Source organism: Mesorhizobium sp. M1C.F.Ca.ET.210.01.1.1 (assembly GCF_004791585.1).
In the GTDB taxonomy this organism is placed as follows: Bacteria; Pseudomonadota; Alphaproteobacteria; order Rhizobiales; family Rhizobiaceae; genus Mesorhizobium.
The window spans coordinates 229,186-254,964 of sequence record NZ_SRUU01000001.1; the positions used below are offsets into that span (position 1 = coordinate 229,186).

The window sequence follows — 25,779 nt, forward strand, 5'->3', positions numbered from 1 at the left end:
AGGAGAGACGATCATGATCCGCACTCTTTTTGCAACGACCGCGCTTGCAACGCTGATTGCGACCGGTGCTTTTGCACAAACGGCAACGCCGGCCCCGGCACAGCCGCCGGCCGCCGACAATCCCGCTCCCGTGATCCGCTCGGATGGCGCCTTGATGACCAATATCATCGGTGAATCCGTCTACAACGGCACCGGCGACGACGCCCAGATGATCGGCAAGGTCGATGACGTCGTTTTCGATGCAAGCGGCAAGACCAAGTCCGCGATCATCGGTGTCGGCGGCTTCCTCGGTGTTGGCACAAAGGATGTGGCCTTCGACTACGGCAAGCTGGAGTGGGCCGAGAAGAACGGTGACCGCTGGCTGGTGGCTAAAACGACCAAGGATGAGCTCAATGCCCAACCGGCGTTCGACCGCAAACCTTATGATCCGACGCCTGCGCAGTCGGCGGACGCCACACAGCCTTCAACCACCGACACGAGCGGCGCGCAGAAGCCGGTGGACCTCAACGCCAAGCCGGCGGAACCGGTGAAGAAGGCGGACGGCAATCTTGCCTCCAATATCATGGGTGAATCCGTCTACAACGGTACTGCCGACGACGCTCAGAAGATCGGCGACGTGAAGGACATCGTGCTCGCCAAGGATGGCAAGGCCGAGTCGCTTGTCATCGGTGTCGGCGGCTTCCTCGGCATAGGCACCAAGAACGTCACCTTCGACTTCGCCAAGGCAAAGTGGGCTGAGAAGAATGGGGACCGCTGGCTGGTTGCCGAGACGACGAAGGAAGAACTTCAGGCGCAGCCCGACTTCAACCGCAAGGCTTATGATCCGGCACCTGCGCCAGCCGCGGCGGCGTCGAATAATGCTCCCGCGACCACCACACCTGCCGTGACATCGTCTGAAACCACGGCCGGCAAGGAGAGCAAGCCCGCACAGACAACCGCCGAGAACAAGGCGCCTGCGCCGGCAGCGAGCACTGCGGAAAACAAGCCGGCGGACTCCGGCACGGCCGCAACCGACACCACGCAGACAGCCTCGATCGACAAGTCGACGCTGACCGAAATGCCGATGGACAATATCCGCGGCGACGACCTGAAGGGCGCGACCGTCTATGGCGCCAACGACGCCAAGATCGGCACCATCGGCGATGTCGTGCTGACGCCGGACAGCAAGCCGGACGCGGTGATCGTCGATGTCGGCGGCTTCCTCGGCATCGGCGCCAAGGAGGTCGCTGTCGGCATGGACAAGCTGAAATTCATGACCGACAAGGACGGCAAGAAATATCTCTACACCAACTTCACCAAGGAGCAGCTGCAGGCGCAGGCGGCCTATGACAAGGGCACCTATGCGCAGAAGCGCGACCAGCAGCGGCTGATCTTGAAGTAAGGGAATAGGGCAATAGGGCAGTAGGGCAGTAGGGCAGTAGGAGAAGGGTTTCCCAACGTACTGCCCTATTGCCTTACTGCCCTATTGCCTTGGCCACGTGGCCGATCACGCCGCCCTCCGTCAGCTCCGCCAGCGCCAGCGACTGGTCGAGATGCCTGGCGCGCCAGGTCAGCGTCTTTTCGGCGAAATCCAGTCGTACCGGCAGATAGGCGGGGTCGTTCGCGACGTTGCTCAGCTCGCCGGGATCCTTCATGAGATCGAACAGCAGCGGCGGCAGGCCGCCGCCGAAATGGACATATTTGAAGTCGATCGTGCGCAGGACGGCCAGGTTGCAGTCGCGCGAGCCGATACCGAAGTGGCGCTCCGCTTCGCCTTCGGCGACCGAGCGGAAATCGAATTCCCAATGCGCGGCGTCACGCCAGTTGCCTGGTTGATCCCCATCGAGCCAGGGCGCCAGCGACATGCCGTCGAGGTGCGGTTCGGGTGCTGCGCCGATCAGGTCGAGCAAGGTCGGAAAGATATCGACGGCTTCGCTGAAGCGGTCGATGGATGTGCCGGCTGCCGCGCTGCGGCTCGGATCGCGGATGATCAGCGGGATGTGGTAGCTGGCGTCGAAGAAGCCGCCTTTGCCGAGCATGAAATGATCGCCCATCATCTCGGCATGGTCGGAGGTCAGCACGATAACGGTGTCGTCCCACCTGCCGGCCGACTTCAGCGCATCCCAGACGCGGCCGAGCTGCGCGTCGAGCTCGGAGATCATGCCGTAATAGATCGCGCGGATGCGGCGGAGATTTTCCTCGCTCCAATCCGGCACCTTGCCCTTGATGCCCGGAACGAACTTTGTCCGCTTCTGTAGGCCCAGATCGTAGGCGAGATAGGGGTGGCTTTCCGCTTCGGCCTGCCAGCTCGCTGCGCGCCGGAAAGCGGGCCCGTCGGTCGGATCGTACATGGCGTTAAAGGGTTCCGGCACGATGAAGGGCGGGTGCGGGCTGATGAAGGAGATGTGCGCGAACCAGGGCGCGCCCTGCTCCTGCTCGCCAAGCCAGCGGATGAATTCGCCAGCGAGGAAAGCCGTCGGCGTCTGGTCTTTCGAATAGACCGGCGGCGCATTGGTCACATCGCTCCGGGTGTTGCCTTCCTCGCCCGCCGGACGATGGATGCCAGGGCTGCCGGCGTTGGTGTCGATGCCTTGCGCCCGCAGCCAGGACAGCCACTGCTTCTGGTGCTCGGGCAGGAACTGCCGCACGGTAAAGCCGGGCAGCACGCCTTCGTAGCTTCTCAGCCGCGGATCGCCTGCCGAGAGCTGGCGTGGATCAGGCGCCATATCGGTGTAGCCGAACAATGTCGGGTCGTAGCCCGCGGCGCGTGCCGAGAGCGCGATGTTGGCGTGACGGGCGTCGAGCGGCGTGCCGTTGCGGCAGACGCGGTTGTTCATCTGGTAGAGGCCGGTATAGAGGCAGGCGCGCGCCGGCGAGCAGGGCGCCGCCCCGCCATAGTGGCGCCGGAACAGCACGCCCTCGGCGGCAAGCATGTCGGCGTTCGGCGTTTTCACCACCGGATGGCCGGCGGCAGACAGGCAATCGCCGCGCCACTGGTCGCAGGTGACAACGAGAACATTCGGGCGGCTGTTTCGGTTGTCCAAAGATCTTCTCCTCAAGAAGGCGCGCCGCTCATGGAGCCGAAATTCGCTGGCGTTGCAAGGCAAGTCAGTTCATCAATCGGTGAACATAATCCTGCGATCGTTCATTTTAATGATACAGTCCATTCGGTGTTTGGCCGCTTTGCCGTTGGCGAGGCGATCCTCATATTGGCGTCGACAGCGGCGAGGGCCGCAGCAAGGACAAGGAAGGAGCACGATCATGCTCAATCAGATCAAGGGCCTGCATCACGTCACGTCGATGGCCAGCGATGCGCGCCGCAACAACGAATTCTTCACGAAGAAGCTCGGCCTGCGCCGGGTCAAGAAAACCGTCAATTTCGACGCGCCAGACGTCTACCACCTGTACTATGCCGACGAAGTCGGCACGCCGGGTTCGGTGATGACCTATTTCCCATTCCCCGATATCGGCAAGGGCCGGCACGGGGTCGGCGAGGTCGGCACCACGGTCTTCTCGGTGCCGGAAGGTACGCTCGCCTATTGGGAAAAGCGCTTCGCCGACGACGGCGTGGGCAACGTCGCCCGCACGGAAAGCTTCGGCGAGAAGCGGCTCGCCTTCACCGGTCCGGACGGCGACAGCTTTGCACTCCTCGAGGACAAGGCCGACAGCAGGGCGCCCTGGGTGAAGGGCGGGGTTCCGGCCGACGAAGCGATCCGCGGCTTCCACTCGGTCGCGCTTCGGCTGAAGGACGGCGGCGCCACCGAGGAGCTGTTGAAGTTCATGGGTTATGAGGAGGTCGACAAGTCCGGCAACATCCGCCGGCTGGCGATCAGGAACGGCAACGGCGCCGACGTCGTCGACATCGAATCGCTGCCCGGTGCGGGCTTTGCCAATCTCGGCGCCGGGTCGGTGCACCACGTCGCCTTCGCGGTCGAGGATCGCGCCAGGCAGCTCGAGGTGCGCAAGGCGCTTGTCGACACGGGTTACGGCGTGACGCCGGTCATCGATCGCGACTATTTCTGGGCGATCTATTTCCGCACGCCGGGCGGCGTGCTGTTCGAGGTCGCCACCAACGAGCCGGGCTTCAACCGCGACGAGGACACCGCGCATCTCGGCGAGGCGCTGAAGCTGCCGACGCAGCATCAGCATCTGAGGCCCTATCTCGAAGAGCACCTGCAGAAGCTGGAAGACTAAGACCATGAGCAAGGACGCTTACATCCACAAGATGCTGCCCGGTTCGCCGGGCAGCCCGCTGCTCTTCGTCTTCCACGGCACCGGAGGCGACGAGAACCAGCTTCTGTCCTTCGGCCGCGAGCTTCTGCCTTCCGCGACGATCGTGTCGCCGCGCGGCGACGTGTCGGAGCACGGCGCCGCCCGCTTCTTTCGCCGCACCGGCGAGGGCGTCTACGACATGGACGATCTCGCACGTGCGACGGCGAAGATGGCGGGCTTCGTCAAGGGACATGTCGAGGTGGCAAAGCCTTCGGCGGTGTTCGGGCTCGGCTATTCCAACGGCGCCAACATCCTGGCCTCGCTGGTGTTCGCCGAGCCGACCCTGTTCGATGCCACGGCGCTTATGCATCCGCTGATCCCGTTCGAGCCGGAAGCGGAGGGAAGCCTTGCCGGCCGCCGCATCCTGATCACGGCCGGCAGGCGCGATCCGATCTGTCCGCCGAACCTGACCACGCGGCTGGAGGCCTATTTGCGCGCCGACGGGGCCGATGTCACAGTGGAATGGCACGACGGCGGGCACGAGGTGCGGCCGAATGAAATCGAAGCGGCGCGGCGGCTCTTCGCCCTCGCGTCCGCCGCCGAAGGAGAAAAGAACAATGGCTGACCAACTGCCCGAGATCGAACTGGAAGACCGCGGGTCGAAGGGGCGCTACGTGCTGCGCGGCCCCGGCGGCGCGGAGGCCGAGATGACCTTCACCAAGATCGGCGAGCACCAGCTCATCATCGATCACACCGAGGTGCCGGATGTCTTCCGCGGCCAGGGCGCCGGGCTTCGGCTCGTCACCCGCGCGGTCGAGGATGCGCGTGCCGCCGGCAAGAAGATCATCCCGCTCTGCCCCTTCGCCAACGCGCAGTTCCGCCGCCATCCGGAATGGGCGGACGTGCTCAAGCGGTGAGGATATTCCCCTTCTCCCGCAAGCGGAGAAGGGGCGTTCCGGCCGCCCAGCCACAACGCGAACACGCCGCTAGCATTTGCGCAGTTCGGCCATCTTGCCTAAGTAGACAGATCGCTCACGGACGGAACCGTTCGTCCCGCCTTGCTCTGTCACCTGAATCGAATGGCTTCCCTGATGACCGAAACCGATCTGATCCCCGTTTTCGACGGCCACAACGACACGCTTCTGAGACTCTACCAGTCGAAGGAGGCAGATGTCGAAAAGCTGTTCATCGAGGGCACGCCGGGCGGCCATATCGACCTGCCGCGCGCCAAAAAGGGCGGCTTTGCCGGCGGCATGTTCGCGATCTTCCCGCCGCCGATCGAGAAGACCAAGCGCAGCGCCGTGCCGCCGGCGCCGAGCGACAACGAACCCCTGCCGCCGGAACTGCCGCGCGCGGAGGCGATCACCTCCACCATCGCCATGGCCTCAATCCTGTTCCGGCTGGAGCGCGCCGGCGCGCTGACCGTATGCCGCAGCGCCGGCGACGTGCGCAAGGCGATGGCCAAGGGCTCGATCGCGGCGGTCTTCCACATCGAGGGCGTCGAGGCGATCGATCCGGAGCTTGCCATGCTCGACGTGCTGCACGCCGCCGGACTGCGTTCGCTCGGCATCGTCTGGAGCCGCCCCAACGCCTTCGGCAACGGCGTGCCGTTCCGCTTTCCTTCGTCGCCCGACACCGGGCCAGGCCTCACCGATGCCGGCAAGGCGCTGGTCAAGGCCTGCAACCAGCTCAGGATCATGATCGACCTATCGCATCTCAACGAGAAGGGTTTTCGCGACGTCGCCGCGATCAGCGATGCGCCGCTGGTCGCCACTCATTCCAACGTGCATGCGATCTGTGGTCACTCGCGCAACCTGACCGACTGGCAACTCGGCGCGATCCGCGAAACGGGCGGCATGGTGGGCCTGAACTTCGCCACCGGCTTCCTGCGCGAGGACGGCAAGATGAACGCCGACACCGGCCTCGACATCATGGTGCGCCATATCGATTCGCTCTTGCAGGCGCTGGGCGAGGACGGCATCGGTCTTGGCTCGGATTTCGACGGCGCGATGATCCCGGCCGTCATCGGCGACGTCGCTGGCCTGCCCAAGCTCATCGATGCGCTTGCCGCGCGCGGCTTCGGGCGCGCGCTGATCGAGAAGATCGCCTATCGCAATTGGCTGAGTGTTCTCGAACGCACCATCGGCTGAGACCCTATCGACATTCAGGTGATGCTGGTCTGAGCCGTGAACTTGCTGCGTGGAATGGCTCAAGCCTCTCCAGTTGGAGAGGTTCCAGCCAATCCCGTTAGCTCGCCGAGACGAAACCGGACCCACTGACGATCAGTCAGGGTGCTTTTGTCGAGGAATTTGTTCGAGCAGCTAAGCACCCATCCGCTTCAGCCAGTCCTTGCCGACGCCGCGGTCGCGGATGATCGGCAAGGGGTCCTCATGATCGAGCCGGGCGCAGATTCGGTAGACCTCCAGCGTCTCGGCGTTCATCTCGCCGCGCTTGAAGAAATACATCGCCGCCGCATAGCGCGTGCGGCCGGACCACATCCCGCCGAGCGGCGTGTTGACCAGCTGCCACTGCTCGGCGGCTTCAGCCTCCAGGTCGTCCGCTTCGCTTGCCATGTCAGAAATCGGCCGGCGGATTGGCGGTGCGGCGGTCGAGCTTGATGAAGGGCCGCTGCACCACCTTCGCCCGCTTCATCAGCTTCTGGTACTGCAGCTCGCGCATGGCGTAAATCTCGACCCAGAAGTCATCGACGATCGTGTCGCCATAGGGGCGCTGCAATGAGGCGATCGCAATGTTGCGCTTGGCCATGGGCGACCACATCGCCGCGCTCACCAGCCCGACCTCCTGGCTCCGGCGATAATAGACGATGGCATGCTCGGCCGGAATATTGCCTTCGATCTCCAGCCCGACCAGAACGTGGCGCAGCTTCTTCTTTGCCCGGGCTTCGAGGATGGCGCGGCGGCCGTTGAAGTGGCCTTTCTGCGGATCGACCATGAAGCCGAGGCCGATCTCATCCGGCATGCGCAAGCGGTCGGTGCGGATGGCGTGCTCGGCAGTGGCGAAGTCGGCATTGGCGATGATCAGCCCGGCTTCCAGCCGGGCGCGGTTGAGCGCCGTGTAGCCGATGGCGCGGATGCCGCGCAGCTCGCCGGCCGCCATCAGCCGGTCCCAGAGGCTCAGCGCCTTGTCCGCCGGCACGAAGAGCTCATAGCCGAGATCGCCGGTGAAGCCGGTGCGCGAGATGGTGACGGTTGCGTCGTCATGCGCGAATTCGGCGAGGTCGAAGACTTTCAACCGCTCGACGCCGGCGAAGCCCGCGTCGCGCAGGACGGCGAAGGAAGTCGGGCCTTGCAGCGCAAGGCCGGCGACGGCTTCAGTCTCTTCCTCGACGCTCACCTCGTAGCCGATCCCACTGTCGAGCAGCCAGGGCAGGTGCCGCTCCTGCGAGCAGAGGCGGAAGCGTGTCGGCGACAGCCGGAACAGCGTGCCGTCATCGAGCACGAAACCTTCGTCGTCGCACCATGCGGTGTAGTGAACGCGGCCGGGTTCCAGCCTAGTGACGTCGCGCAGCGTGATGCGGTCGAGATAGGCTTCGGCGTCCGGTCCTTCGATCCGGTACTTCGTCATCGGCGAGATGTCGAACAGCGCCGCCTGGCTGCGGATGGCGAAATATTCGAGCTCCTCGTCCCACAGCGAATGCGGCGCGCGGTAGCCGGCCCAGTTGTACCAGTCCTGCTTCAGTCCCAGCGCGTCGATACGCGGCTGGAAAGGGGTGCCCAGCCGCAACGTGCGAAAGTGCGATTGCGCGATGGTGCGGGCTTCGACGGCCGTGTCAGCCTCGGTGACAAAAGGCTTCTTCCTGGTTGCCTGCGCCATGCTCACCCCCTCATCGCGATGATGCGGCGCGCGGCGTTGAGGCCGGGCGCGCCGGAAATGCCGCCGCCAGGATGCGAGCCGGCGCCGGCAAGGAACAGTCCTTCGAGCGGCGTGTCGTAGCCTGACCAGCCGGAGACTGGCCGTGAGATCAGCATCTGGTCGGCCTGCAGCTCGCCATGGTGCCAGTGGCCGCCTGGCATGCGGTAGCGCGCCTCGATATCGATCGGCGTCAAAAGCTCGGCATGGCGCACTGTCGCGCCGATGCCCGGCGCGTAGGTTTCGAGCTGCGCCAGGATCGCCTCGAGGAATTGCGGCTTGCCGGCGGTCCAGCCCTCCCTCAGCGCATAGGGGGCGTATTGCACCACGGCCGAAAGCACGCAGGCGCCCGCGGGCGCGAGCGCGGGGTCGACAAGGCTGGGCAGCGTGATCTCCATCACCGGCTCGCGCGAGAATTCGCCATATTTCGACGGGTTGAAGGCGCGCTCGACATGGTCGGGGGAGGGGGCGATGACGAGACGCCCTTTGTGGCCGGCGGCATCGACGCCAGTGAATTGCGGCGGCCGGTCGAGCGCCAGATGGAGCTTCGCCGCATCGCCCTTCATGCGGATGTTCTTCACCTTGCGCACGAAACCAGTGTCGACCTCGCGCGGGCCGACGAGATCGAGGATCGTCGTTGCCGGGTTTATGGCGGAGACGACCGTCCTGGCCCGCATCGTCTCGCCGCCCTGCGTGACCACGCCGACGGCGCGGCCCTTCTCGATGATGACCTTGGCGACCGGCGTTGCCGGGCGGATCGAAACGCCTGCCTTCTCTGCCGCGGCGCGGATGGCGGCAATGACGGCGCCCATGCCGCCTTTGGGCTGTATCTGCGCGCCGGCGAGGCCACCGATCTCGCCGGCCAGGCGGTAGTAGAGGCCAAGCAGCGAGGTCGGCGAGCGCGGCCCGAGGTGCGAGCCGAGCGTGGCGTCGAAGGCGAGCAACCCCTTCAACCTGTCGTCCGAAAGCTGCTCGTCGAGCAGATCGTTGACGTTCATCAAGAGCACGCGCAGGAAGTCGCGCATGTCCTCCTTGCCGAGCCGCTTCAGGGCCAGAGCGGTCTGGCCGAGTCCGGTCATTTCGGCGAGCGATAGGCCGGCAAGCTCCGGCGGGCGGCGCGACAGGAAGGGCTTCAGCACAGCGGCGTAGCGCAGCAATTGCGCCCGGAGCGCCTTCCAGGCGGATTGCTCCGAGGGGCTCGCGCCGGTCAGCACCTCGCCATAGGCACCGTGCAGCACCAGCGGGCCACCCTTGGACAAAGCGACCGATGGCACGAAATCGCTGCGCTCGACGTTGAGGCCATGGCGCCCTAGCTCCAGTGTCTTCAGCACGTCGGGATGCAGGCGATTGAGCAGATGGGCGACCGCGGAGACGCGGAAGCCCGGCGCGAATTCCTCGGTGCGCGCCGCGCCGCCGACGTCGCTACCGGCCTCGAGCAGCAGCACCTTGCGGCCGGACTTCGCCAGCGTCGCGGCGGCGACAAGGCCGTTGTGGCCGCCGCCGATGACGATGGCGTCCCAGTTCGTTTCAGATGACGTCATGGGCCTGGCTCATATGCAGGGTTGGCTTGGCGAGGTCGCGCAGGATCTCGGCGGCGGCATTGCGTCCGGGCGCGCCCATGACGCCGCCGCCCGGATGGGTCGAGGAGCCGCACATGTAGAGCCCGCCAATCGGGGAGCGGTATTGCGCGTAGCCCGGCACCGGGCGGTTGAAGAGCAACTGGTCGAAGGTGAGCTCGCCCTGGAAGATGTTGCCTTCGGTGAGGCCGACCTCGGCCTCGATCTCGCGCGGCGTGCGCACCTCCATATGGACGATGCGGTCACGGAAGCCGGGCGAATACTCGGCGATCTGCGCAATCACGCTCTCGGTGAAGCCGTCGCGGTCGGCGTCCGTCCAGTCGCGTCCGTCGATCTTCGGCGGCGCGTATTGCACGAAGCAGCTCATGAAGTGCTTTCCCGGCGGCGCCATGGTCGGGTCGAGCGTGGTCGGGATCACCATGTCGAGGAAGGGATCGGCCGACCAGCGCCCGGCCTTCCAGTCGTCATAGGCGCGCTCCATGCGCTCGATGGAATCGGTGAAATGCATGTCGGCGCGATAGACCGGCGAATCCTTGGGCAGAGCCGGGAATTCGGGCAGCGAATCGAGCGCGATGTTGACCTTGCCGGACGAGCCGCGGATCTTGAAGTTCCTGACCCGGCGCAGGTAGGTGTCGGGCAGTTCCTTTTCCTCGACCAGCTTCAGGAAGGTGCGCTTGACGTCGGCGTTGGAGACGACGAGCTTGCCGTAGACCTCCTCGCCGCCGGCAAGCACCACTCCCTTGGCCTTACCGTTCCTGATCAGCACACGGTCGACCTCGGCGCCGGTCCGGATGGTGCCGCCGGAGGCCTTGAATGAGGCTGCCAGCGCCTTGGTGACGGCGCCCATGCCACCGCGCGCATAGCCCCAGGCGCCGACCGAACCGTCGACCTCGCCCATATAATGGTGGAGCAGCACATAGGCCGTGCCTGGCGACATCGGCCCAAGTGCGGTGCCGATGATGCCGGAAAGCGCGAAGTTCGCCTTGATCACATCGGTCTCGAAATATTCGTCGAGGAAGTCGGAGATCGACATCGTCCAGAAGCGCAGGGTCAGCGCCATCTCCTCGGCCGAGAGGCCGGCGAATTTCCTGCCGAGATAGAGCAACTCGCCAAGATCGCGCGGCTTGAAGCTGGTCGGATCCGGCGCGGTGCGCATCAGAAGCGGCTGGATGAAGCGGCACTGCCGGGTGACATCGCGCGAATAGCGGTCATAGGCCTCCGCGTCGCGCCTGGAGAAGCGGGCGAACTCGCGGCGGTGCGCGTCGTGGTCGCGGTAGTTGGCGAGGTAGTCGCCGTCGCGCGTGAACACCGCGCCGCCCTCGTAGGAAATCACCTGCAGGCCGAAGCGCGGCAGTTCCAGGTCGCGCATGATCTCGGGCCGGAACAGCGAGCAGACATAGGAACAGTTGGAATAGAGGAAACCCGGCGTCAGTTCGCGGCTGGTGGCCGCGCCGCCGACCCAGTCGTTCTTCTCGACCACCAGCACGTTGAGCCCGGCACGTTGCAGATAGCAGGCGTTGACCAGCCCGTTATGGCCGCCGCCGATGACGATCGCGTCCCACGCCTTCATGTGCGCTCGACCTCCATCCGGCTGGCCTATCCTCTTGTTTTTACGCAATTCCGGACGGAAAACCGCTTCACACTTTTACCTGGAATTGCTCGGGGCTGTTTGTTCCCTATGCGCGGAATTTGCCACGGACAACGGTTTTCTGTCCAGCCATATTGAATGAATGTTCAACAAATGGTGTTGCGTTTTCCCGTTGATGCGCTAGGCTTTGCCTGCATTTCTGGACACTGCATTGCTGAACGGGACACCTAGGCATTCGGGGCTCAAGGTCTGATGATCGAAACGGCTGACGCCGAGCCGGAATATGACGACACCGCCATCCGCTTCCTCGAGGCGCTCTGGGGCGATGGCTACCTGTCGCCCGGCGGTCCCGAAGAAGTCGACCGCGTCGTCGAAGGCCTGCCGCTCGAAGGCAAGACGATCCTCGATATCGGCTGCGGCGCCGGCGGCATTACGTTGCATCTGGTTGCCCATCATGGCGCGGCGCTGGCGACTGGTTTCGATGTCGAAAGGCCGGTGATCGAGGCGGCGAGGCAAAGGGCGGTCATGCGGGGCCTCCAGGACCGCGTCCGTTTCGTCCAGGCGCCGCCTGGGCCGCTGCCGTTCACCGATGCCGCCTTCGACGTCGTCTTCTCAAAGGACGCGCTGCTGCATGTCCCGGACAAGGATGCGCTGTTCGCCGAGATCTTCCGTGTGCTGAAGCCCGGCGGCGTCTTCGCCGCGTCGAACTGGATGATCTCGCATGACGGCGAGCCGTCTGCGGAGATGAAGGCCTATGTCGCGGCGGAAGGCCTGTCCTTCGCCATGGCTTCGCCGGTGCGATACGCGGCGGCGATGCGCCGGGCCGGCTTTGCCGATGTCACCGTCCGCGACCGCAATCCGTGGTACCGCGAGGTCGCGCGTGAGGAGCTGGCGCGCCTGAAGGGACCGCTTTATCAACCCGCCGTCGCCGCAGTCGGCGTGGCCTATGTCGACAAGAATATCAGGACCTGGGAGGCGATGCAGAAGGTGCTTGACAGTGGTGAGCACCGCCCCACTCATCTGCTCGGTTGGAAGCCGGTTGGATAGCCGGCGATGCTGGAGACCGTCACGCTCATGAAGAACGCAGAGGCCAGGGAAGCCTTATCCGAATCGGCACGAAAAGACGACGCCGAGAAGCGCGGCCGCAAGGCCTCGAAAGAGGTCAGGCAGTTCCAACTGATCGAGGCGACAATCGATTCACTCGCCAAGCGTGGCTATGCGGAAACCACGATGGCCGATGTCGCCGACGGCGCAGGTCTGTCGCGCGGCATCGTCAACTTCCATTTCGAGAGCAAGGAGAAGCTGCTCGTCGCCACCCTGCAGTACATGTATGACGAGTATTCGGCGCATTGGCGTGCCGCCTTGCAGAAGGCAGGCGACGATCCTGCGAGACAACTGCAAGCGTTGGTGTGGGCCGACTTCGACCGCTCGATCTGCAACAAGCGCAAGCTTGCTGCCTGGTGCGCCTTCTGGGGCGAAGCCAAGTCGCGGCCGACCTACCAGGCGCTGAGCAGCTCGCGCGACGCCTATTACCAGCAGGTCTTCATCGATCTGTGCACGACGCTCAAGCAAAGCGGCGGCTACGCCTATGAACCGCAGGTGATGGCGCTGGCGCTGTCCGCCATGCTCGAGGGCCTGTGGCTGCGGCTGATGATGGGAACGGAGGACACCACCCGCGAGACCGCGCTGCAGGCGGCCAACGCGTTTTTGGCCGCCGCCTTTCCCAAGCACTACGGTTAGCAAACAGCCGGCCAGCAAGACCGGCATGAACCAAAGAGGATGGGACGAGCATGAAGGAACTCAGCCGACGCCTGACACTGACATTGGCGCTCGCCGGCGCGCTTGCAGCTTCGGCGGCGGCGTTTGCCGTTGCCGCCGACAAGGACCTTATCGTGTTCGACTGGTCCGGCTATGAGGATCCGAGCTTCCACGGCAAGTATGCCGAGAAGAACGGTGACTCGCCGACCTTCGCCTTCTTCGGCGACGAGGACGAGGCGTTCGAAATATCCGGAAGTCGCCAAGGTGCTGGTCAAGGACTGGGGCTACGGCCAGGCGAATGCCAAGGGCATGGCCGGCGTCGACCAGGCAATCTTGAAGGAAAAGGGCTACGACAACGTGGAAAAGTGGGTCGACAAGACGCTGTTCCAGCAGCCGCTGCCTTCCGAGCTCAAGCTCAAGATGATCGCCGAGTTCGAGAAGATCAAAGCCGGCTATTGAGCGCTGTCTTGGGGCCTCGCCCGCTCCGCATCCAAGCGGAACGGGGCGGGCTCGCCAAAGCCACTGAATTCTCCTAACGTCCGCCGATGTGTTCGCGATGGGGGAGTTCTCGCGCCATGAAGTCCGTGTTTCGCCGCTTTTCGCTTGCGGCCGTCGTCATCATCGGCGCGGGCACAGCTTATGCGCTTGCCGAGGGCGGCGGCGATCTCGTCGTCTTCGACTGGTCGGGCTATGAGGACCCGCTGCTGCATCCGGCCTACACCGCCAAATACGGCGCCGAGCCGAGCTTCTCCTTCTTCGGCGACGAGGACGAAGCGTTCGAGAAGATGCGCGCCGGCTTCAAGGCCGATATCGCGCATCCCTGCTCGCAGAGCGTGGTGAAGTGGCGCGAGGCCGGGCTGCTGCAGCCTCTGGACACCTCGAAGATCGCCGGCTGGAAGGACCTCAATCCGGGCATCATGGTGATGAAGGATCTGGCCACCACCGCCGACGGCAAGGCCTGGTTCATGCCCTTCGACCGGGGCAACACCTCGCTGCTCTACCGCACCGACAAGGTGACGGCCGACGAGGCGCAGTCGCTGAAAATTTTCGCCGATCCCAAGTTCAAGGGCCGGGTCACCATCGGCGACAATGTCGACGATGCGTATGCGCTGGCAAGCCTGGTCATCGGGCTGAAAGACTGGACCAAGATGACCGACGAGCAGTTCAGCCAGGCCTCCGCCTTCCTGCGCGACGTGCACAAGAACGTCCGCTTCTACTGGACTGACGACACCGACCTCAACCAGGCCTTCACCGGCAACGAGGTCGATCTGGTCTGGGGCTGGAACGAGACCTATGTGACGCTGAAAGGGCAGGGACTGCCGATCGAGATGAACCGCAACACCAAGGAGGGCCTGTCGACCTGGGTGTGCGGTTATGTGTTGATGAAGGACGCACCGGGCAAGCTCGACCAGGCCTATGACTTCCTGAATGCCGTCAACGCGCCCGACGTTTCGGAGTATATGGTGAAAACCTTCGGCTACGGCCACGGCAACAGCGCCGGCATGGCGGCCATGGACCAGAAGCTGCTCACCGAACGCGGCTTCGACAATCTCGACAAGTTCCTCGACAAGACGCTGTTCCAGCAGCCGGTGGCACCAGAGCTCAAGCAGCGGATGGTTGCCGAGTTCGAGAAGATCAAGGCCGGCTATTGAGCAGCAGAACCGAAAGAACCGACGTTGCCATCGTCGGCGCCGGCTTCACCGGCCTGTCGGCCGCGCTCGAATTGAAGCAAGCCGGCGTCGACTTCCTTGTCCTAGAAGCACGCGACCGCGTCGGCGGCCGCGTGGAAGGCATGCGAAACGGGCTCGGCGAACTGATCGACAGCGGCGGCCAGTTCCTGTGCCAGGACATGCCGGAGCTGATGGCGCTGGCCAAGGCGCGCGGCAAGACATTCGTCGAGACCTATGTCGATGGCGAATTCATTACCCACCCGTCCATGTCCGCCGAGGACGCCGAGCGAACCTACCGGATGGCGATGGCGATCCGCGAGCGCATGAACAGGATCGAGCCCGACGATCCCTCGATCGCCGGGCTGACCGTCGCGGCGTGGCTCGAACGCCAGACGGACCTGGTCGATGCCAAGGCGGCCTTCCGTTCGATGATCGAGGGCCTGTGGTGCCTGGCGCTGGAGAAGGTGCCGTTGTGGTACCTGATCGACAACGATCGCCGCATCACCAACGAGACGTTCGAGCTGCAGTATTTCTTGCGCGAGACCATGCAGTCGCTGGCCGACGACCTGGCAGGTGACCTCGCCGATCGGCTGCGGCTGAGCGAGCCGGTCACGCGCATCGAGCACGGGGCGGACGGCGTTCGGCTAACCACCGCCGGCGGCGTCGTCCAGGCGCGGGCGGTGCTGGTCGCGTTGCCGCCGGCAACGGCGGCGAAGCTGGATTTCACGCCAGCCCTGCCGGCGGAACTTGCAAAGGCGCTCAGCGTCTGGGAGAGCGGCGCGGTGATCAAGATCCTGGTGCGCTATGCCAGGCCGTTCTGGCGCGTGCGGGAGCTGAGCGGCATGGTGATGTGGCGCGACATGCCGGGCCTGTTCGCCTGCGACGCCAGCAGGGATGCCGAACATGCAGCGCTCGTCGTCTTCATCGGCGGACCGCTGGCGCAGCGCTGCCGCAAGCTGGCTGCCGCGGCGCTGCGCGCCGAAGTCACGGCGAAGCTCGTGGATGCGCTCGGTCCGGACGCGGCCGATATCCTCGATTTCAACCAGCGCGACTGGACGGATGACCGCTGGAGCGGCGGTGCCTATAGCGACCTCATCGTCGACGTAACGGCAAGGCACGCCGAGCGCACCATCCTTGCCGGCGCGCCGCCGGTCCATTTCGCGTCGTCGGAAGTGTCGCCGTCGTTTCCCGCCTATGTCGAGGGCGCGATCGTGGCCGGGCGCATCGCCGCCGGGAAGATATTGGCCAGCCTTCAGTCCGCCATCGCCACCAAGGCCTCGGGGTCGTAGGCGAGGCGGATCGGAGCGCCGACCGGAATGTCGTCGGCGCCGAAATCGTTGGTCTCGGTCACCGAGAGCGGCCTTTCCAGCCCGGGTATCTCGACGATCAGGTGCGTGATCTCGCCGAAATAGTGGCGCTCGACCACCTTGCCGGCGACCTCGAACTTCGCCGTCGCATTGTCCCACAGCACACGCAGCCGCTCGGGCCGGATGCCGAGCGTGGCCGCGCCGCCATTGCGCGTGAAAGCTTTTGGCTTGTCGGTCTTCACACGCCCGAAGCCCAGCGTGTCGACAACCAGCGAAGCGCCGTTCTCCTCGACGATCTCAGCTTTCACGAAATTCATGCCGCCGAGGAAGTCGGCGACCTGGCGGTTGACGGGGCGCTGATAGATTTCCTTGGGCGAAGCGACCTGGGCGATGCGGCCACCGAACATGACGGCGATGCGATCCGACATGGCCAAGGCCTCGTACTGGTCGTGGGTGACCAGCACGAAGGTGATGCCGACAGCCTGCTGCAGCCGGCGCAGCTCGACCTGCATCTGCTCGCGCAGCTTCTTGTCCAGCGCCGAGAGCGGCTCGTCGAGGAGCAGCACTTTTGGCCGCATGACCAGCGCGCGGGCTAAAGCCACGCGCTGGCGTTGGCCGCCGGAGAGCTCGGTGGCGCGCCGCTTGCCGAGCCCGGTCAGCGACACTTGCGCCAGTGCCTCCTCGACGCGGCGCTTTTCCTCGTCGGCCGCTAGTTTCAGCCGCTTCAGGCCATAGGCGACATTCTGCTCGACATTGAGGTGCGGGAAGATCGCGTAGCTCTGGAAGACCATGTTGGTCGGCCGCCGGTTGGCGGGAATGCCGTCCATCGGCTGGCCGTCGACGGCGATGGAGCCGCTGGTCGGCGTATCGAAGCCAGCGATCATGCGCAGCAGCGTGGTCTTGCCGCAGCCGGATGGTCCGAGCAGCGAGAAGAACTCGCCTTCCCGAATGCTGAGCGATGCGTTGTCCAGCGCCTTGAACGAGCCGTAGCTGCGGGTCACGTCGCGGATCTCGATCATCGTGCGATCCGATTGGGGGCGATCGGACTGGCTCCGCTCAAGCATAGAGGCCTCCCTCGCTCTGGGTGCGTCTCGCCGCGCGGCGGCGCAGGATTTCGGCAACCGTCATCAGCACGAAGGAGGCCGCCAGCAGCAAGGTGCCGAGCGCCAGCACGCCTGGGAGCTTGGCCGCGAAACGCAGCTGGCCCCAGATGTAGATCGGCAGCGTCGCCTCGGTGCCAGTGAGGAAAAAGGCGATGATGAACTCGTCGAGCGAGATGGTGAAGCAGACCAGCAGGCTGGAGATGATTGCCGGCGCCACCATCGGCAGCGTCACCCGCCGGAAGGTGCCGAACGCGCTTTCGCCGAGGTCGGCGGAGGCCTCCTCGAGGCTGCGGTCGAAACCCTCGAAGCCCGAAGTCAGTACCGTCATCGAATAGGGAATGCAGACCAGCACATGGCCCAGCACGACGGTGAACAGCGACAGGCTGAGGCCGAGCTGCAGCATCACCAGGAGCATCGAGATGGCGACGATCACCTCCGGCAGCACCAGCGGCGCCATGATCAGGCCGTTGATGGTGCGGCGGCCGGGATAGCGGTAGCGGGTGATCGAGCGGGCGGCGAGGATGCCGAGCACAGTCGACAGGATCGAGGCCGAGATGCCGACAGCCAAGCTGTTCCAGGTGGCGTCGATCAGCGCCGGCGTCCGCGGCAGGTCCTCATACCAGTGAAGCGTGACGCCGGAGAGCGGGAATTTCGGCGTCGCCGCCGTGTTGATTCGAGAAGATCGGCAGGAAGATCACCGGCAGGTAAAGGAAAAGGATGTAGAGCGCGGCATAGCTCGACAGCCAGCCTGGCAGGAAACGTCTGATCGCCGTCATCGCGCCAGCCTCTGCAGCGCGCGGATGATAAGCACCGTGGCGCCGGCCATCAGCGAGACGATGACCATGGTGGTGACCGAGAGCGCAGCGCCGAGCGGCCAGTTCGATGCCTTGCCGAATTGCGCCTGGATGGCGTTGGCGATCATGACGCCGTCCTTGCCGCCGACCAGTTTTGGCGTGACGTAGTCGCCGACGGTCGGGATCATGACGATCAGCGCCGCCGAGATGACGCCGGGCGCCGACAGCGGCAAGGTCACGCGCAGGAACGAGCGCAGTGGTCCGTCGCCAAGGTCGGTCGCCGCCTCGACCAGCGTGCGGTCGACCTTCTCCAGTGAAACAAAGATCGGCAGGATGGCGAAGGTCGCCCAGGCGTGGGTCAGCGTGATGATGACGGCGGTAGAGTTGTAGAGCAGCGCCGTCGACGGCTCGTCGATGATGCCGAGGCCCATCAGTCCGGAATTGAGCACGCCGTTATAGCCGAGGATCACCTTCCACGACATCACGCGCAGCAGGTAGCTGGTCCAGAACGGAATGGTGATGAGGAAGAGCCAGAGGCTCTTGTGACGGCCGCCATGGAAGGAAATGAAATAGGCGATCGGATAGGCCAGCAGCACGGTGAGCAGGCTGACCGACAGCGAGATGCAGAGCGAGCGCCAGAGCAGGTCGCGGTAGATCGGCTCGGTGAGCGCGATCCGGTAGTTCTCCAGCGTGAACGTGTGGTCGATGGTGAGATAGTCCTGGGTCCAGAAGGAATGCGCGATGACGACCAGGATCGGCAGGACGAGAAGGATGAGGGCATAAGCGAAGGTCGGGCTGATAAGCGCGAAGCCCTGTACGGCTTCCGATTGCAGAAGGGAACTTCGTCTGGCTCCCGCGATGCGCAGCGGGGGCGACCCTTCCGCGGCTGCCGTCATTGCAGAGCTCCAGGCGTGATCTCAGTTGCTGGCTCGGACTGTCCCGCCATGCGGCCTTCCCCTTAACCGACGCCGTGTTCCCGATTCTTGATGCCTGGAGGCGACCGCTCCTGGCTTGCCGGCTTTCTTTCATCATGCGCGCATCCGCCGATTGAAATCAAGCGCTATTTCTGCAATATTGATTGAACAGACATTCAAAATGAAGTGAAGAAAAGCCTATTTTCCATGGCTTTCCGCTTCATTCGGTGTCCAGGGGAAATTCCGCAACCGGACGATGCGAGGCTAGGATGGCGGCTGCAAGGGAGATCAAGACCAGGGAGGTCGAACAGGGCGGCGACGACGCGGTCGAGCTCGCCAAGCGCCATCTTGTCCAGCCCTGGCCCTATGCCGGCTCGGTCGGCGCCGAGGCACGCGCGCTCATCGGCGAGGGCGACGGCATCTACATCACCGACGCTTCCGGCAAGCGGCTGATCGACGGCCCGGCCGGCATGTGGTGCATCAATGTCGGCCATCGCCGCGAGGAATTGGCGAGGGTGATGTACGACCAGGCGATGGCGCTCTCCTACAACACGCCCTGGTACACGATGAATGCGCCCTCGGCCGAGCTTGCCCGGCGCATCGCAGATGCCGCTCCGGGCGACCTCAGCCACAGCTTCTTCACCACCGGCGGCTCGTCGGCGGTGGAGACGGCGCTGCGCTTCATGCAGTTCTACAACAATGTGCGCGGCCGGCCGGAGAAGAAGCTGATCCTGAGCCGCGGCGGCGCATATCACGGCTCGACCTACCTGTCGGCCTCGCTCAACGGGCGTCCGCGCGACCGCGACTGGATGGACGGCGCCGACGAACTGGTGGTGAAGCTCGCTTCGCCCGACCCGTTCCGGCGGCCCAAGGAGATGAGCGTCGCCGCCTTCACCGATTTCCTCGTCGTTCAGTTCCGCGACGCCGTCGCGCGCATCGGCGCGGATCGTATCGGCGCCTTTGTCGGCGAGCCTGTGCAGGCTTCGGGTGGCGTCATCGTGCCGCCGGACGGATATCTCAGGCGCATCCGCGAAATCTGCCGCGAGAACGACATCCTCTACATTTCCGACGAGGTGGTGACCGGCTTCGGGCGGCTCGGCCATGTCTTCGCCTCGGGCGACGTGTTCGACATCGATCCGGACATGATCACCTTCGCCAAGGGGATCACTTCGGGCTATTTCCCGCTCGGCGGCGTGATCATCTCGGAACGGTTGCTGGAACAGCTGCGCCGCTCCAATCATCCGGACGCTCTCTTCGGCCATGGGCTCACCTACACCAGTCATCCAATCGGCTGCGCCGTGGCGCTGAAGAACCTCGACCTGCTGGAAGGGGGCGTGCTTCAGCATGCACGCGAGATCGCGCCCTATTTCCAGGCGCGGCTGAAGACGCTGGAGGAGCTGCCGCTGGTCGGCGAGGTGCGCGGCGCCGGCCTGATGGCCTGCGTCGAATGCGTCGCCGACCGCGAGAGCAAGAACCCGCTGCAGCTCGACAAGGATGTCGGAAAGCGCATCGACGCGCATTGCCACGAGCTCGGGCTTCTGGTGCGGCCGCTGATCAACATGTGCGTGATGTCGCCGCCGCTGATCATCAGCCGCGGGCAAGTCGACGACATGGTAGCGATCCTGCGCGAGGGGATTTCGCGCACGATGGATGACCTCAGGGAGGAAGGGGTCTGGCGCGGGTGAGGACGCTCACCCCCTGGACCGCAGCGCGTCGTTCAGCGACCACATGTCCTTTTCCTCGGGCGCCGTCTCCAGATTGAGCACCGGAACCTGCCTGCGCAGATGGTCGTGGTGGGTGCGCACGCCGTATTCGAGGTCCGAGAGGTAGAAGCCTTCGAAGGCTTCCGACAGCATTGATTCGTTCGACCAGACGGAGAGCTGGACGTCCTCGTTCATGGTGTCGCGGTCGATGCGGTAGGCGAGATAGCGCGCCGCCGCCTGCTGCCGCGTCTCGTTTGGATAGCGATAGACCGCGCCGCGCAGCAGCGTCTCGCCGGTCGACAGCGGGAACTCCTGATAGAACTGCACCGATTCCGGCATGATCGACAGCGCGTTGTTGGGGAAGATGCCGTAGTAGATCCAGGCCTTGCGCAGATGCTCCGGCAGATGCGTCGGCTCGGGCGCGATCCTGATGTACTGGCCGACGCTCCAGCGCCGCCCGGCATGCGGGTTGTAGGTGGCGAAGGAGCGCGACACGCCGTTGACGAACGGTTCGTCGAAATAGGTCGCGCCATAGAGGTCCTGCAGCGCCGGATGCGCCATGGCGACGTGATAGCCCTCATTGTCGACGTCGCGCACCGACTTCCAGTTGACCGGCGATTTCTGCGTCCAGATGCCCCAGGAGGGCACCATGTCGGCAACGCGGTAGTGGGCGATCTCGGCCTCGATAGGCTTCAACAGCTCGGCCACGGAAGGCTGCGGCCCACCGTTGCGGAAGCGGATGAAGATGAAGCCCATCCAGATTTCGAGGTCGAGCGGCATCAGCCCGAACTCGGTCTTGTCGAGTTCGGGGAAGGAACGCGGACGGGCCGCACCCCGCAGCGTGCCGTCGAGATTGTAGACCCAGCCATGAAACGGGCAGACCAGCGCGTTCTTGCAGGTGCCCTGGCCGTCGGCGACGACGCGGCTGCCGCGATGACGGCACATGTTGTTGAAGGCGCGCACGACGCCGTCCTTGCCGCGCACGATCAGCGCCCGCTCGCCGATGACGTCCATGGTCAGATAGTCGCCCGCGTTCGGCACGTCGGAAACGTGGCCGGCGATCTGCCAGTGATTGCGGAAGACATGTTCCTTCTCGAGCTCGAGAAGCGCGTTGGAGTGATAGCTCCACCCCGGCAAGCCCCGCCGGTCCCAATCGTTGGGGATCGCCACGTCACGGAGGTGAGGGTTCATAAAAATGGTCTTCTTTTTGTTGAATACTCATTCAATAAAAGCTTATTTTTCATTGAAATGCAATGGTTTGTGGAATCATGCACAAATTGTGGCGGCGGGACTGAAGTCGCCCGGACCGGGAAAATCCGGGAAAATCCGAGCCTTAACCAAGGATGCAAAAGAGCGGTTCCGGCCGCGGAGGCGAGCGTCGCGAGAGGTCCATTTCGGCACGTCCGCGCGTCGGGCGATCGCGATGATCGCGCCGATCAGGCACCTGTGTGAGATCGCTCACAGTCCGCCGCATCCGGCAGGCGCATGTGTTTGGCAAACCGGAAGCGGCCAAACGTTCGCTGACGGCAAGCAAGGGCGGAGGCGATCCCTGTTTCAATCCTGTTACACGGGCAACCGCGCCCAACCATTCGGCGGTTACGCGGCGCGATTAAGTTCGTTTCATAGGGAAATAGAAAAATAACGAAGGGAACAACCGATGCTTGCGAAAGTCCACATCGCCGATCCAAGCCGCCGCGCACACGGCCCGGAGCGCAATGACCGCCGGCCGAAGCTGGCGCTGCGCCAGCGCGCCAGCGATCACCCGATGGCGATGTTCATGCTGATCGGCGCCTGCGCCTTCCTCATCATGGTGGCCGCCCCGGCGGCGGGTCCCGCTTTCGCTTCGATCAATCCCCCGGCCAATGTCGTGGAGGGAGCGCCGACCGCGCTCAAGACGGCGCGCCTGCCGCAGCCGCAGGTCGAGTTCGCCTGCAAGGGCCAGAACTGGGGCGCCGAGAACGCCGAATGCCTGCGCGCCATCGCCGAACAGTCCGGCCAGCACCGGGCCCGCGCGGTGCGCATGATCGCCAACGCCGCGCCGCTGACCAACACGCCGAACATCTTTTAAGGCTCCCCTGAGCGCACCCTCCGCGCTCCAGTCAGGCTCCCGCCGCAATGTCGGTCGGGAGCCTCTTTTTTTGGATCTGCCGATATTCAGGTGAAGCCGGCCTGCGAATGGCGGTTTCCTGTGCTTCCGGTCTTACGTAACTTTTAAGTACGCTCCGCTCCGGTTCTCGGAAACCACCACTCTCGGCTCGGCTTGACTTGAATCTCGACAAATCCGGAGGAGGGCGAACTTCAGTTTTCGACCGCCGCCTGCTCGGCAATCACCGCCAGCACGCCGCGGACGTCGAGCGTCGAGAAAGGCTTTTCCAGGATCTGCGGCCGCTGCTGCGGCGGCAGCGCCTCGATCTCCGCCTTGGCGCCGATAAGGTCGCCGGTGACCAGCACGAAGCGCTGCGCCAGCCCGGGCCGTTCCGTCAGCAACTCGCGGTAGATCGACATGCCGCTGGTGCCCGGCATGCGCAGGTCGGAAAAGACGATGTCCGGCGGCATCTGCCCGCTCAGCACCTCGCCGGCGGACGTCCAGCTCGGCACGAGACGCGACTTGACCCCCATCAGTTCCAGTATGTCGGAGAGCGACGCGGCGACGTCGGGTTCGTCGTCGATGATCAGCGCGTGGCGCAGCCCGCTCGAGCGGGCCGGACTTTCGCCGGCCTTTGCCGCGTCGCCGGCAATCGCCGGCAACTGGACGACGAAGCGCGCGCCGTGCGGCTCGACCTCCTCGAACCAGATGTTGCCGTTGTGGCGCTCGACGATCGATTTCGAGATCGACAGACCGATGCCGGTGCCGACGCCAACCGGCTTGGTGGTGAAATAGGATTCGAAGATGCGCGAGCGGATCGCCTGGGGAATGCCCGGCCCGTTGTCCTCGACGGAGAATCCGGGATTGCCGCGTTCGCTGCGAAAGGTCCGCACCTTGATGTGCCGCTCGCCGGTGATGCCTGCCAGCGCATGCTGGCTGTTGATGAGGAAGTTGGCCGCGACCTGGGTGACGTGGTCGGCGTCGGCCATGGCGAGCAGCGGGCCATTGGCGAAGTCGGTGTCGATGATGATGCCGCTGGAGCGCGCGCCATAGGCGGTCACTTCGAGCGCCGAGCGCATCACATGGTTGAGGTCGGTTTCGGCCTGCTCGGTTGGATGCAGGCGCACCATCGACAGGAAGCTCTTGACGATACGGCCGCAGCGTTCGGCGGCCGCGCGCACCTTCTCGGCGCGCACCTTGGTCTGCGGGTCGCTCGCGAATTCATGCAGCAGCGTCGATTGCGCCACCACCACCGCCAGCGGGTTGTTGAGCTCGTGCGAGACGCCGGCGAGCAGCGATCCCATCGCCGCCATCTTTTCGTTCTGGTGCAGCTTCTCGCGCTGGCGGTTGATCTCTTCTTCGGCGTGCAGCTTCTCGCGCAGGTCGCGAATCGAGCCGAAGATCAGGCGGCGGTCGGCAACGCGCATCTCGGTCGCCGTCAGTTCGATCGGGAACACCTCGCCGGCGGCATTCTGGGTGACGGTCTCCATCCGCTGGCCGACCATCGGCGCGCCGCGGCCCGACATGTATTCGGCGCCCGAGGCATAGCCCTTGCGGTAGTAGATCGGCACGATGGTGTCGAGCAGGTCCTTGCCGAGGATGTCGCTGCGCGGAAAGCCGAACATCTTCTCGGCAGCGGGATTGAATTCGATGATCGAGCCCGCCTCGTCGATGACGATGATGGCGTCGAGCGAAGCCTGCAGCATGGTGCGGCGGATGACCTCGCTGGCATGCGCCTCGGAAGGGGAGTGCTCGATGGCGTCGCCGATGGCTAAAGCGATGATGTGGAGCGTCGCCTCTTCCTCGTCCGTCCATTCGCGTTCGGCGACGCAGTCGTTGACGGCCAGCGTGCCCCAGAGATGGCCGTGCGCGAAGACCGACACCGACAGGAACGATTTGATGTTCTGCTTCTCGAAATCGGTCCTCAAAAAGCCGTCCAGATCGCGCGTGTGGCCGGCAAAGACCTTCCCCTGCCGTTCGTCTTCCTGCAGTCGTTCCAGCAACGGATCGGAGTTGATGATCGATTGCACAATCACCGTGGGCGAAGCCAGCTCGCCGCCGAAGTTCGGGTCGATCCAGTAGGCCGAAACGGACTGGGCAAAGCCCTGCCCCGGCAATTCGCGCAGACGAAAGAGGATGCCGCGCTGACATTCCATCGAGCGGCACAGCGTCTCCAATATGCTGTCCATCTCGCGCTGCCAGTCGCCGGCCTCGCGAAGCCGGCGCACGACATGGACAGCCGCCATGGCGGCGCCCTGGCGGGAGCCCTGCATGTCCATCCGTGCGGCCTCAGCTGTCATCGTCGAAGGTCATCCCCAGGCCATATCGGTAAACCATGAAATCCAGCACACAAGCCTCGAAAATCGAACGGGGACACGCGCTGGATCGGAATGCTACAGCGTCCACCGCGTATCCGGAAGGATGCGCGATGCCGGAGTCAGTTGCTGTCGCTTGTCGGGAGCGAGAAGATGTAGCCTTCGCCGCGCACCGTTCGCAGGAATTTCGGATTGGCCGGATCGGCTTCGATCTTTTTCCGTAGGCGCATGATGCGGATGTCGACCGCGCGGGAGGACTCAGGATCCTCGACAAAGCCGATCGCCTCCGAGATCGCAGCCCGCGTCAAAAGCCGGTTGGCGCGGGTGAGGAAAACCTCAAGCACGTCGAACTCGCTCTTGGCCATCTCGATGACCGCACCGTTGGCGCCGGTCACGAGCCTGCCGTCGAAATCGGCCTGGAAGCCGCCGAAATTCATGAAGCGCCGCGTGCCGGCCTCCGCCTTCGCGGCCTGCGGAGCGACCGGCTGCGGCACGCGGCGCAGCACGCTGCGGACCCGCGCCAGCACCTCGCGCAATTCATAGGGCTTGACGATGTAGTCGTCGGCGCCGAGCTCCAGCCCAACGATGCGGTCGAGCGCGGTGCCGGCGGCGGTGGCATAGATGATGCCGATCTGGGTTTTGGAGCGCAGCCAGCGGCCGAGTGACAACCCGTCCTCGCCGGGCATGGCGATGTCGAGGATGGCAAGGTGGAAGGGCTGCGCCTCGAGAAGGTTGCGCGCCGCCGCGGCATTCTCGGCCGTGGCGACGTCATAGCCATTGGCGCCGAGATACTCGGCAACCGCTTCCCTCAGATCCGGCTCGTCCTCGACGACGATGATGCGTGCCTTCACAATGCTCTCGCTCCCGCTTTCAGCGGAAAGTAGATTGGGTATAAACATGATG

At 64.5% G+C, this 25,779-nt stretch carries 21 protein-coding genes and 2 pseudogenes; 12 read left to right on the forward strand and 11 right to left on the reverse strand.

The genetic code is table 11. The annotated features are described in order from the left end of the window. The first annotated feature begins 13 nt into the window (after positions 1-13). Positions 14-1,381, forward strand: a complete 1,368-nt coding sequence (locus EN853_RS01185; protein WP_127857451.1) for a PRC-barrel domain-containing protein — start codon at positions 14-16, stop codon at positions 1,379-1,381. Between the two features lie 73 nt (positions 1,382-1,454). Here the strand turns inward: EN853_RS01185 and EN853_RS01190 are convergent, their stop codons facing one another. Continuing rightward, positions 1,455-3,023 (reverse strand): alkaline phosphatase family protein, encoded by a 1,569-nt coding sequence (locus tag EN853_RS01190; protein WP_189343846.1) that lies wholly within the window; start codon positions 3,021-3,023, stop codon positions 1,455-1,457. A 217-nt stretch (positions 3,024-3,240) separates the two neighbouring features. Here EN853_RS01190 and EN853_RS01195 point away from each other — a divergent pair, with 217 nt between their 5' ends. The 4 genes from EN853_RS01195 (at position 3,241) to EN853_RS01210 (ending at position 6,341) form a co-directional block, all read left to right on the forward strand. Continuing rightward, positions 3,241-4,173: a VOC family protein gene (locus tag EN853_RS01195; protein WP_127857452.1), complete on the forward strand. Its 933-nt coding sequence runs from the start codon at positions 3,241-3,243 to the stop codon at positions 4,171-4,173. A gap of 4 nt (positions 4,174-4,177) precedes the next feature. Beyond that, positions 4,178-4,816, forward strand: coding sequence for an alpha/beta hydrolase (locus tag EN853_RS01200; RefSeq protein ID WP_127857453.1), 639 nt, complete (start codon positions 4,178-4,180; stop codon positions 4,814-4,816). Further along, entirely contained in the window at positions 4,809-5,108 is a 300-nt protein-coding gene (locus EN853_RS01205; RefSeq protein ID WP_095767389.1) for a GNAT family N-acetyltransferase, read from the forward strand. Before EN853_RS01200 ends, EN853_RS01205 begins: the two co-directional genes overlap by 8 nt. 174 nt (positions 5,109-5,282) lie before the next feature. Beyond that, positions 5,283-6,341 carry a dipeptidase gene (locus tag EN853_RS01210; RefSeq protein ID WP_127857454.1) on the forward strand — a complete coding sequence of 353 codons (1,059 nt, stop codon included), beginning with the start codon at positions 5,283-5,285 and terminating at the stop codon, positions 6,339-6,341. 171 nt (positions 6,342-6,512) lie between these two features. Here EN853_RS01210 and EN853_RS01215 read toward each other — a convergent pair whose 3' ends face one another. From EN853_RS01215 to EN853_RS01230, 4 genes are read right to left on the reverse strand one after another with little or no spacing between them, the layout of a single operon-like run. Next, entirely contained in the window at positions 6,513-6,764 is a 252-nt protein-coding gene (locus tag EN853_RS01215) for a hypothetical protein (protein WP_127857455.1), read from the reverse strand. 1 nt (position 6,765) lies between these two features. Continuing rightward, on the reverse strand, positions 6,766-8,025 hold the full coding sequence (locus EN853_RS01220) for an aminomethyltransferase family protein (RefSeq protein WP_127857456.1): 1,260 nt from the start codon (positions 8,023-8,025) through the stop codon (positions 6,766-6,768). Between the two features lie 2 nt (positions 8,026-8,027). Continuing rightward, on the reverse strand, positions 8,028-9,602 hold the full coding sequence (locus tag EN853_RS01225; protein ID WP_127857457.1) for an NAD(P)/FAD-dependent oxidoreductase: 1,575 nt from the start codon (positions 9,600-9,602) through the stop codon (positions 8,028-8,030). Beyond that, positions 9,589-11,208 carry an NAD(P)/FAD-dependent oxidoreductase gene (locus EN853_RS01230; RefSeq protein WP_127857458.1) on the reverse strand — a complete coding sequence of 540 codons (1,620 nt, stop codon included), beginning with the start codon at positions 11,206-11,208 and terminating at the stop codon, positions 9,589-9,591. Before EN853_RS01230 ends, EN853_RS01225 begins: the two co-directional genes overlap by 14 nt. 270 nt (positions 11,209-11,478) lie before the next feature. Between EN853_RS01230 and EN853_RS01235 the strand changes: the two genes are divergently transcribed. The 5 genes and pseudogenes from EN853_RS01235 to EN853_RS01255 all read left to right on the forward strand — a co-directional run bounded on the left by EN853_RS01235 (position 11,479) and on the right by EN853_RS01255 (position 15,943). After that, complete coding sequence (locus EN853_RS01235) at positions 11,479-12,273, forward strand: methyltransferase domain-containing protein (protein ID WP_127857459.1); 795 nt, start codon at positions 11,479-11,481, stop codon at positions 12,271-12,273. Between the two features lie 6 nt (positions 12,274-12,279). Next, a complete protein-coding gene (gene betI, locus EN853_RS01240; protein WP_127857460.1) occupies positions 12,280-12,966 on the forward strand; it encodes a transcriptional regulator BetI in 687 nt (228 codons plus the stop codon). A gap of 50 nt (positions 12,967-13,016) precedes the next feature. Beyond that, positions 13,017-13,443, forward strand: a pseudogene (locus EN853_RS35260) (hypothetical protein). A gap of 116 nt (positions 13,444-13,559) precedes the next feature. After that, a complete protein-coding gene (locus tag EN853_RS01250; RefSeq protein ID WP_127857461.1) occupies positions 13,560-14,636 on the forward strand; it encodes an extracellular solute-binding protein in 1,077 nt (358 codons plus the stop codon). Continuing rightward, the gene (locus tag EN853_RS01255) at positions 14,633-15,943 is read left to right on the forward strand and encodes a flavin monoamine oxidase family protein (protein WP_127857462.1); all 1,311 of its coding nucleotides are present in this window, start codon (positions 14,633-14,635) and stop codon (positions 15,941-15,943) included. The genes EN853_RS01250 and EN853_RS01255 overlap by 4 nt, the downstream gene beginning before the upstream one ends. Here the strand turns inward: EN853_RS01255 and EN853_RS01260 are convergent. The 3 genes and pseudogenes from EN853_RS01260 to EN853_RS01270 form a co-directional block, all read right to left on the reverse strand. Further along, entirely contained in the window at positions 15,907-16,980 is a 1,074-nt protein-coding gene (locus tag EN853_RS01260) for an ABC transporter ATP-binding protein (protein ID WP_127857622.1), read from the reverse strand. The two genes, EN853_RS01255 and EN853_RS01260, sit on opposite strands and share 37 nt — an antisense overlap. A 37-nt stretch (positions 16,981-17,017) precedes the next feature. Further along, a pseudogene (locus EN853_RS01265) lies at positions 17,018-17,840 on the reverse strand (ABC transporter permease). Continuing rightward, positions 17,837-18,754 (reverse strand): ABC transporter permease, encoded by a 918-nt coding sequence (locus EN853_RS01270; RefSeq protein ID WP_127857463.1) that lies wholly within the window; start codon positions 18,752-18,754, stop codon positions 17,837-17,839. Before EN853_RS01270 ends, EN853_RS01265 begins: the two are co-directional and overlap by 4 nt. 287 nt (positions 18,755-19,041) lie before the next feature. On the opposite strand from EN853_RS01270, the gene EN853_RS01275 reads away from it, so the two are divergent. Then, complete coding sequence (locus EN853_RS01275) at positions 19,042-20,457, forward strand: aminotransferase (RefSeq protein WP_127857464.1); 1,416 nt, start codon at positions 19,042-19,044, stop codon at positions 20,455-20,457. A gap of 6 nt (positions 20,458-20,463) precedes the next feature. Here EN853_RS01275 and EN853_RS01280 read toward each other — a convergent pair whose 3' ends face one another. After that, on the reverse strand, positions 20,464-21,666 hold the full coding sequence (locus tag EN853_RS01280) for an aromatic ring-hydroxylating dioxygenase subunit alpha (protein ID WP_127857465.1): 1,203 nt from the start codon (positions 21,664-21,666) through the stop codon (positions 20,464-20,466). 466 nt (positions 21,667-22,132) lie between these two features. Between EN853_RS01280 and EN853_RS01285 the strand changes: the two genes are divergently transcribed. After that, positions 22,133-22,543 carry a hypothetical protein gene (locus tag EN853_RS01285; RefSeq protein ID WP_127857466.1) on the forward strand — a complete coding sequence of 137 codons (411 nt, stop codon included), beginning with the start codon at positions 22,133-22,135 and terminating at the stop codon, positions 22,541-22,543. A 230-nt stretch (positions 22,544-22,773) separates the two neighbouring features. Here EN853_RS01285 and EN853_RS01290 read toward each other — a convergent pair whose 3' ends face one another. After that, a complete protein-coding gene (locus EN853_RS01290) occupies positions 22,774-24,861 on the reverse strand; it encodes a sensor histidine kinase (protein ID WP_167524338.1) in 2,088 nt (695 codons plus the stop codon). A 137-nt stretch (positions 24,862-24,998) separates the two neighbouring features. Continuing rightward, positions 24,999-25,775, reverse strand: a complete 777-nt coding sequence (locus EN853_RS01295) for a response regulator transcription factor (protein ID WP_189343847.1) — start codon at positions 25,773-25,775, stop codon at positions 24,999-25,001. Between the last annotated feature and the right edge of the window lie 4 nt (positions 25,776-25,779).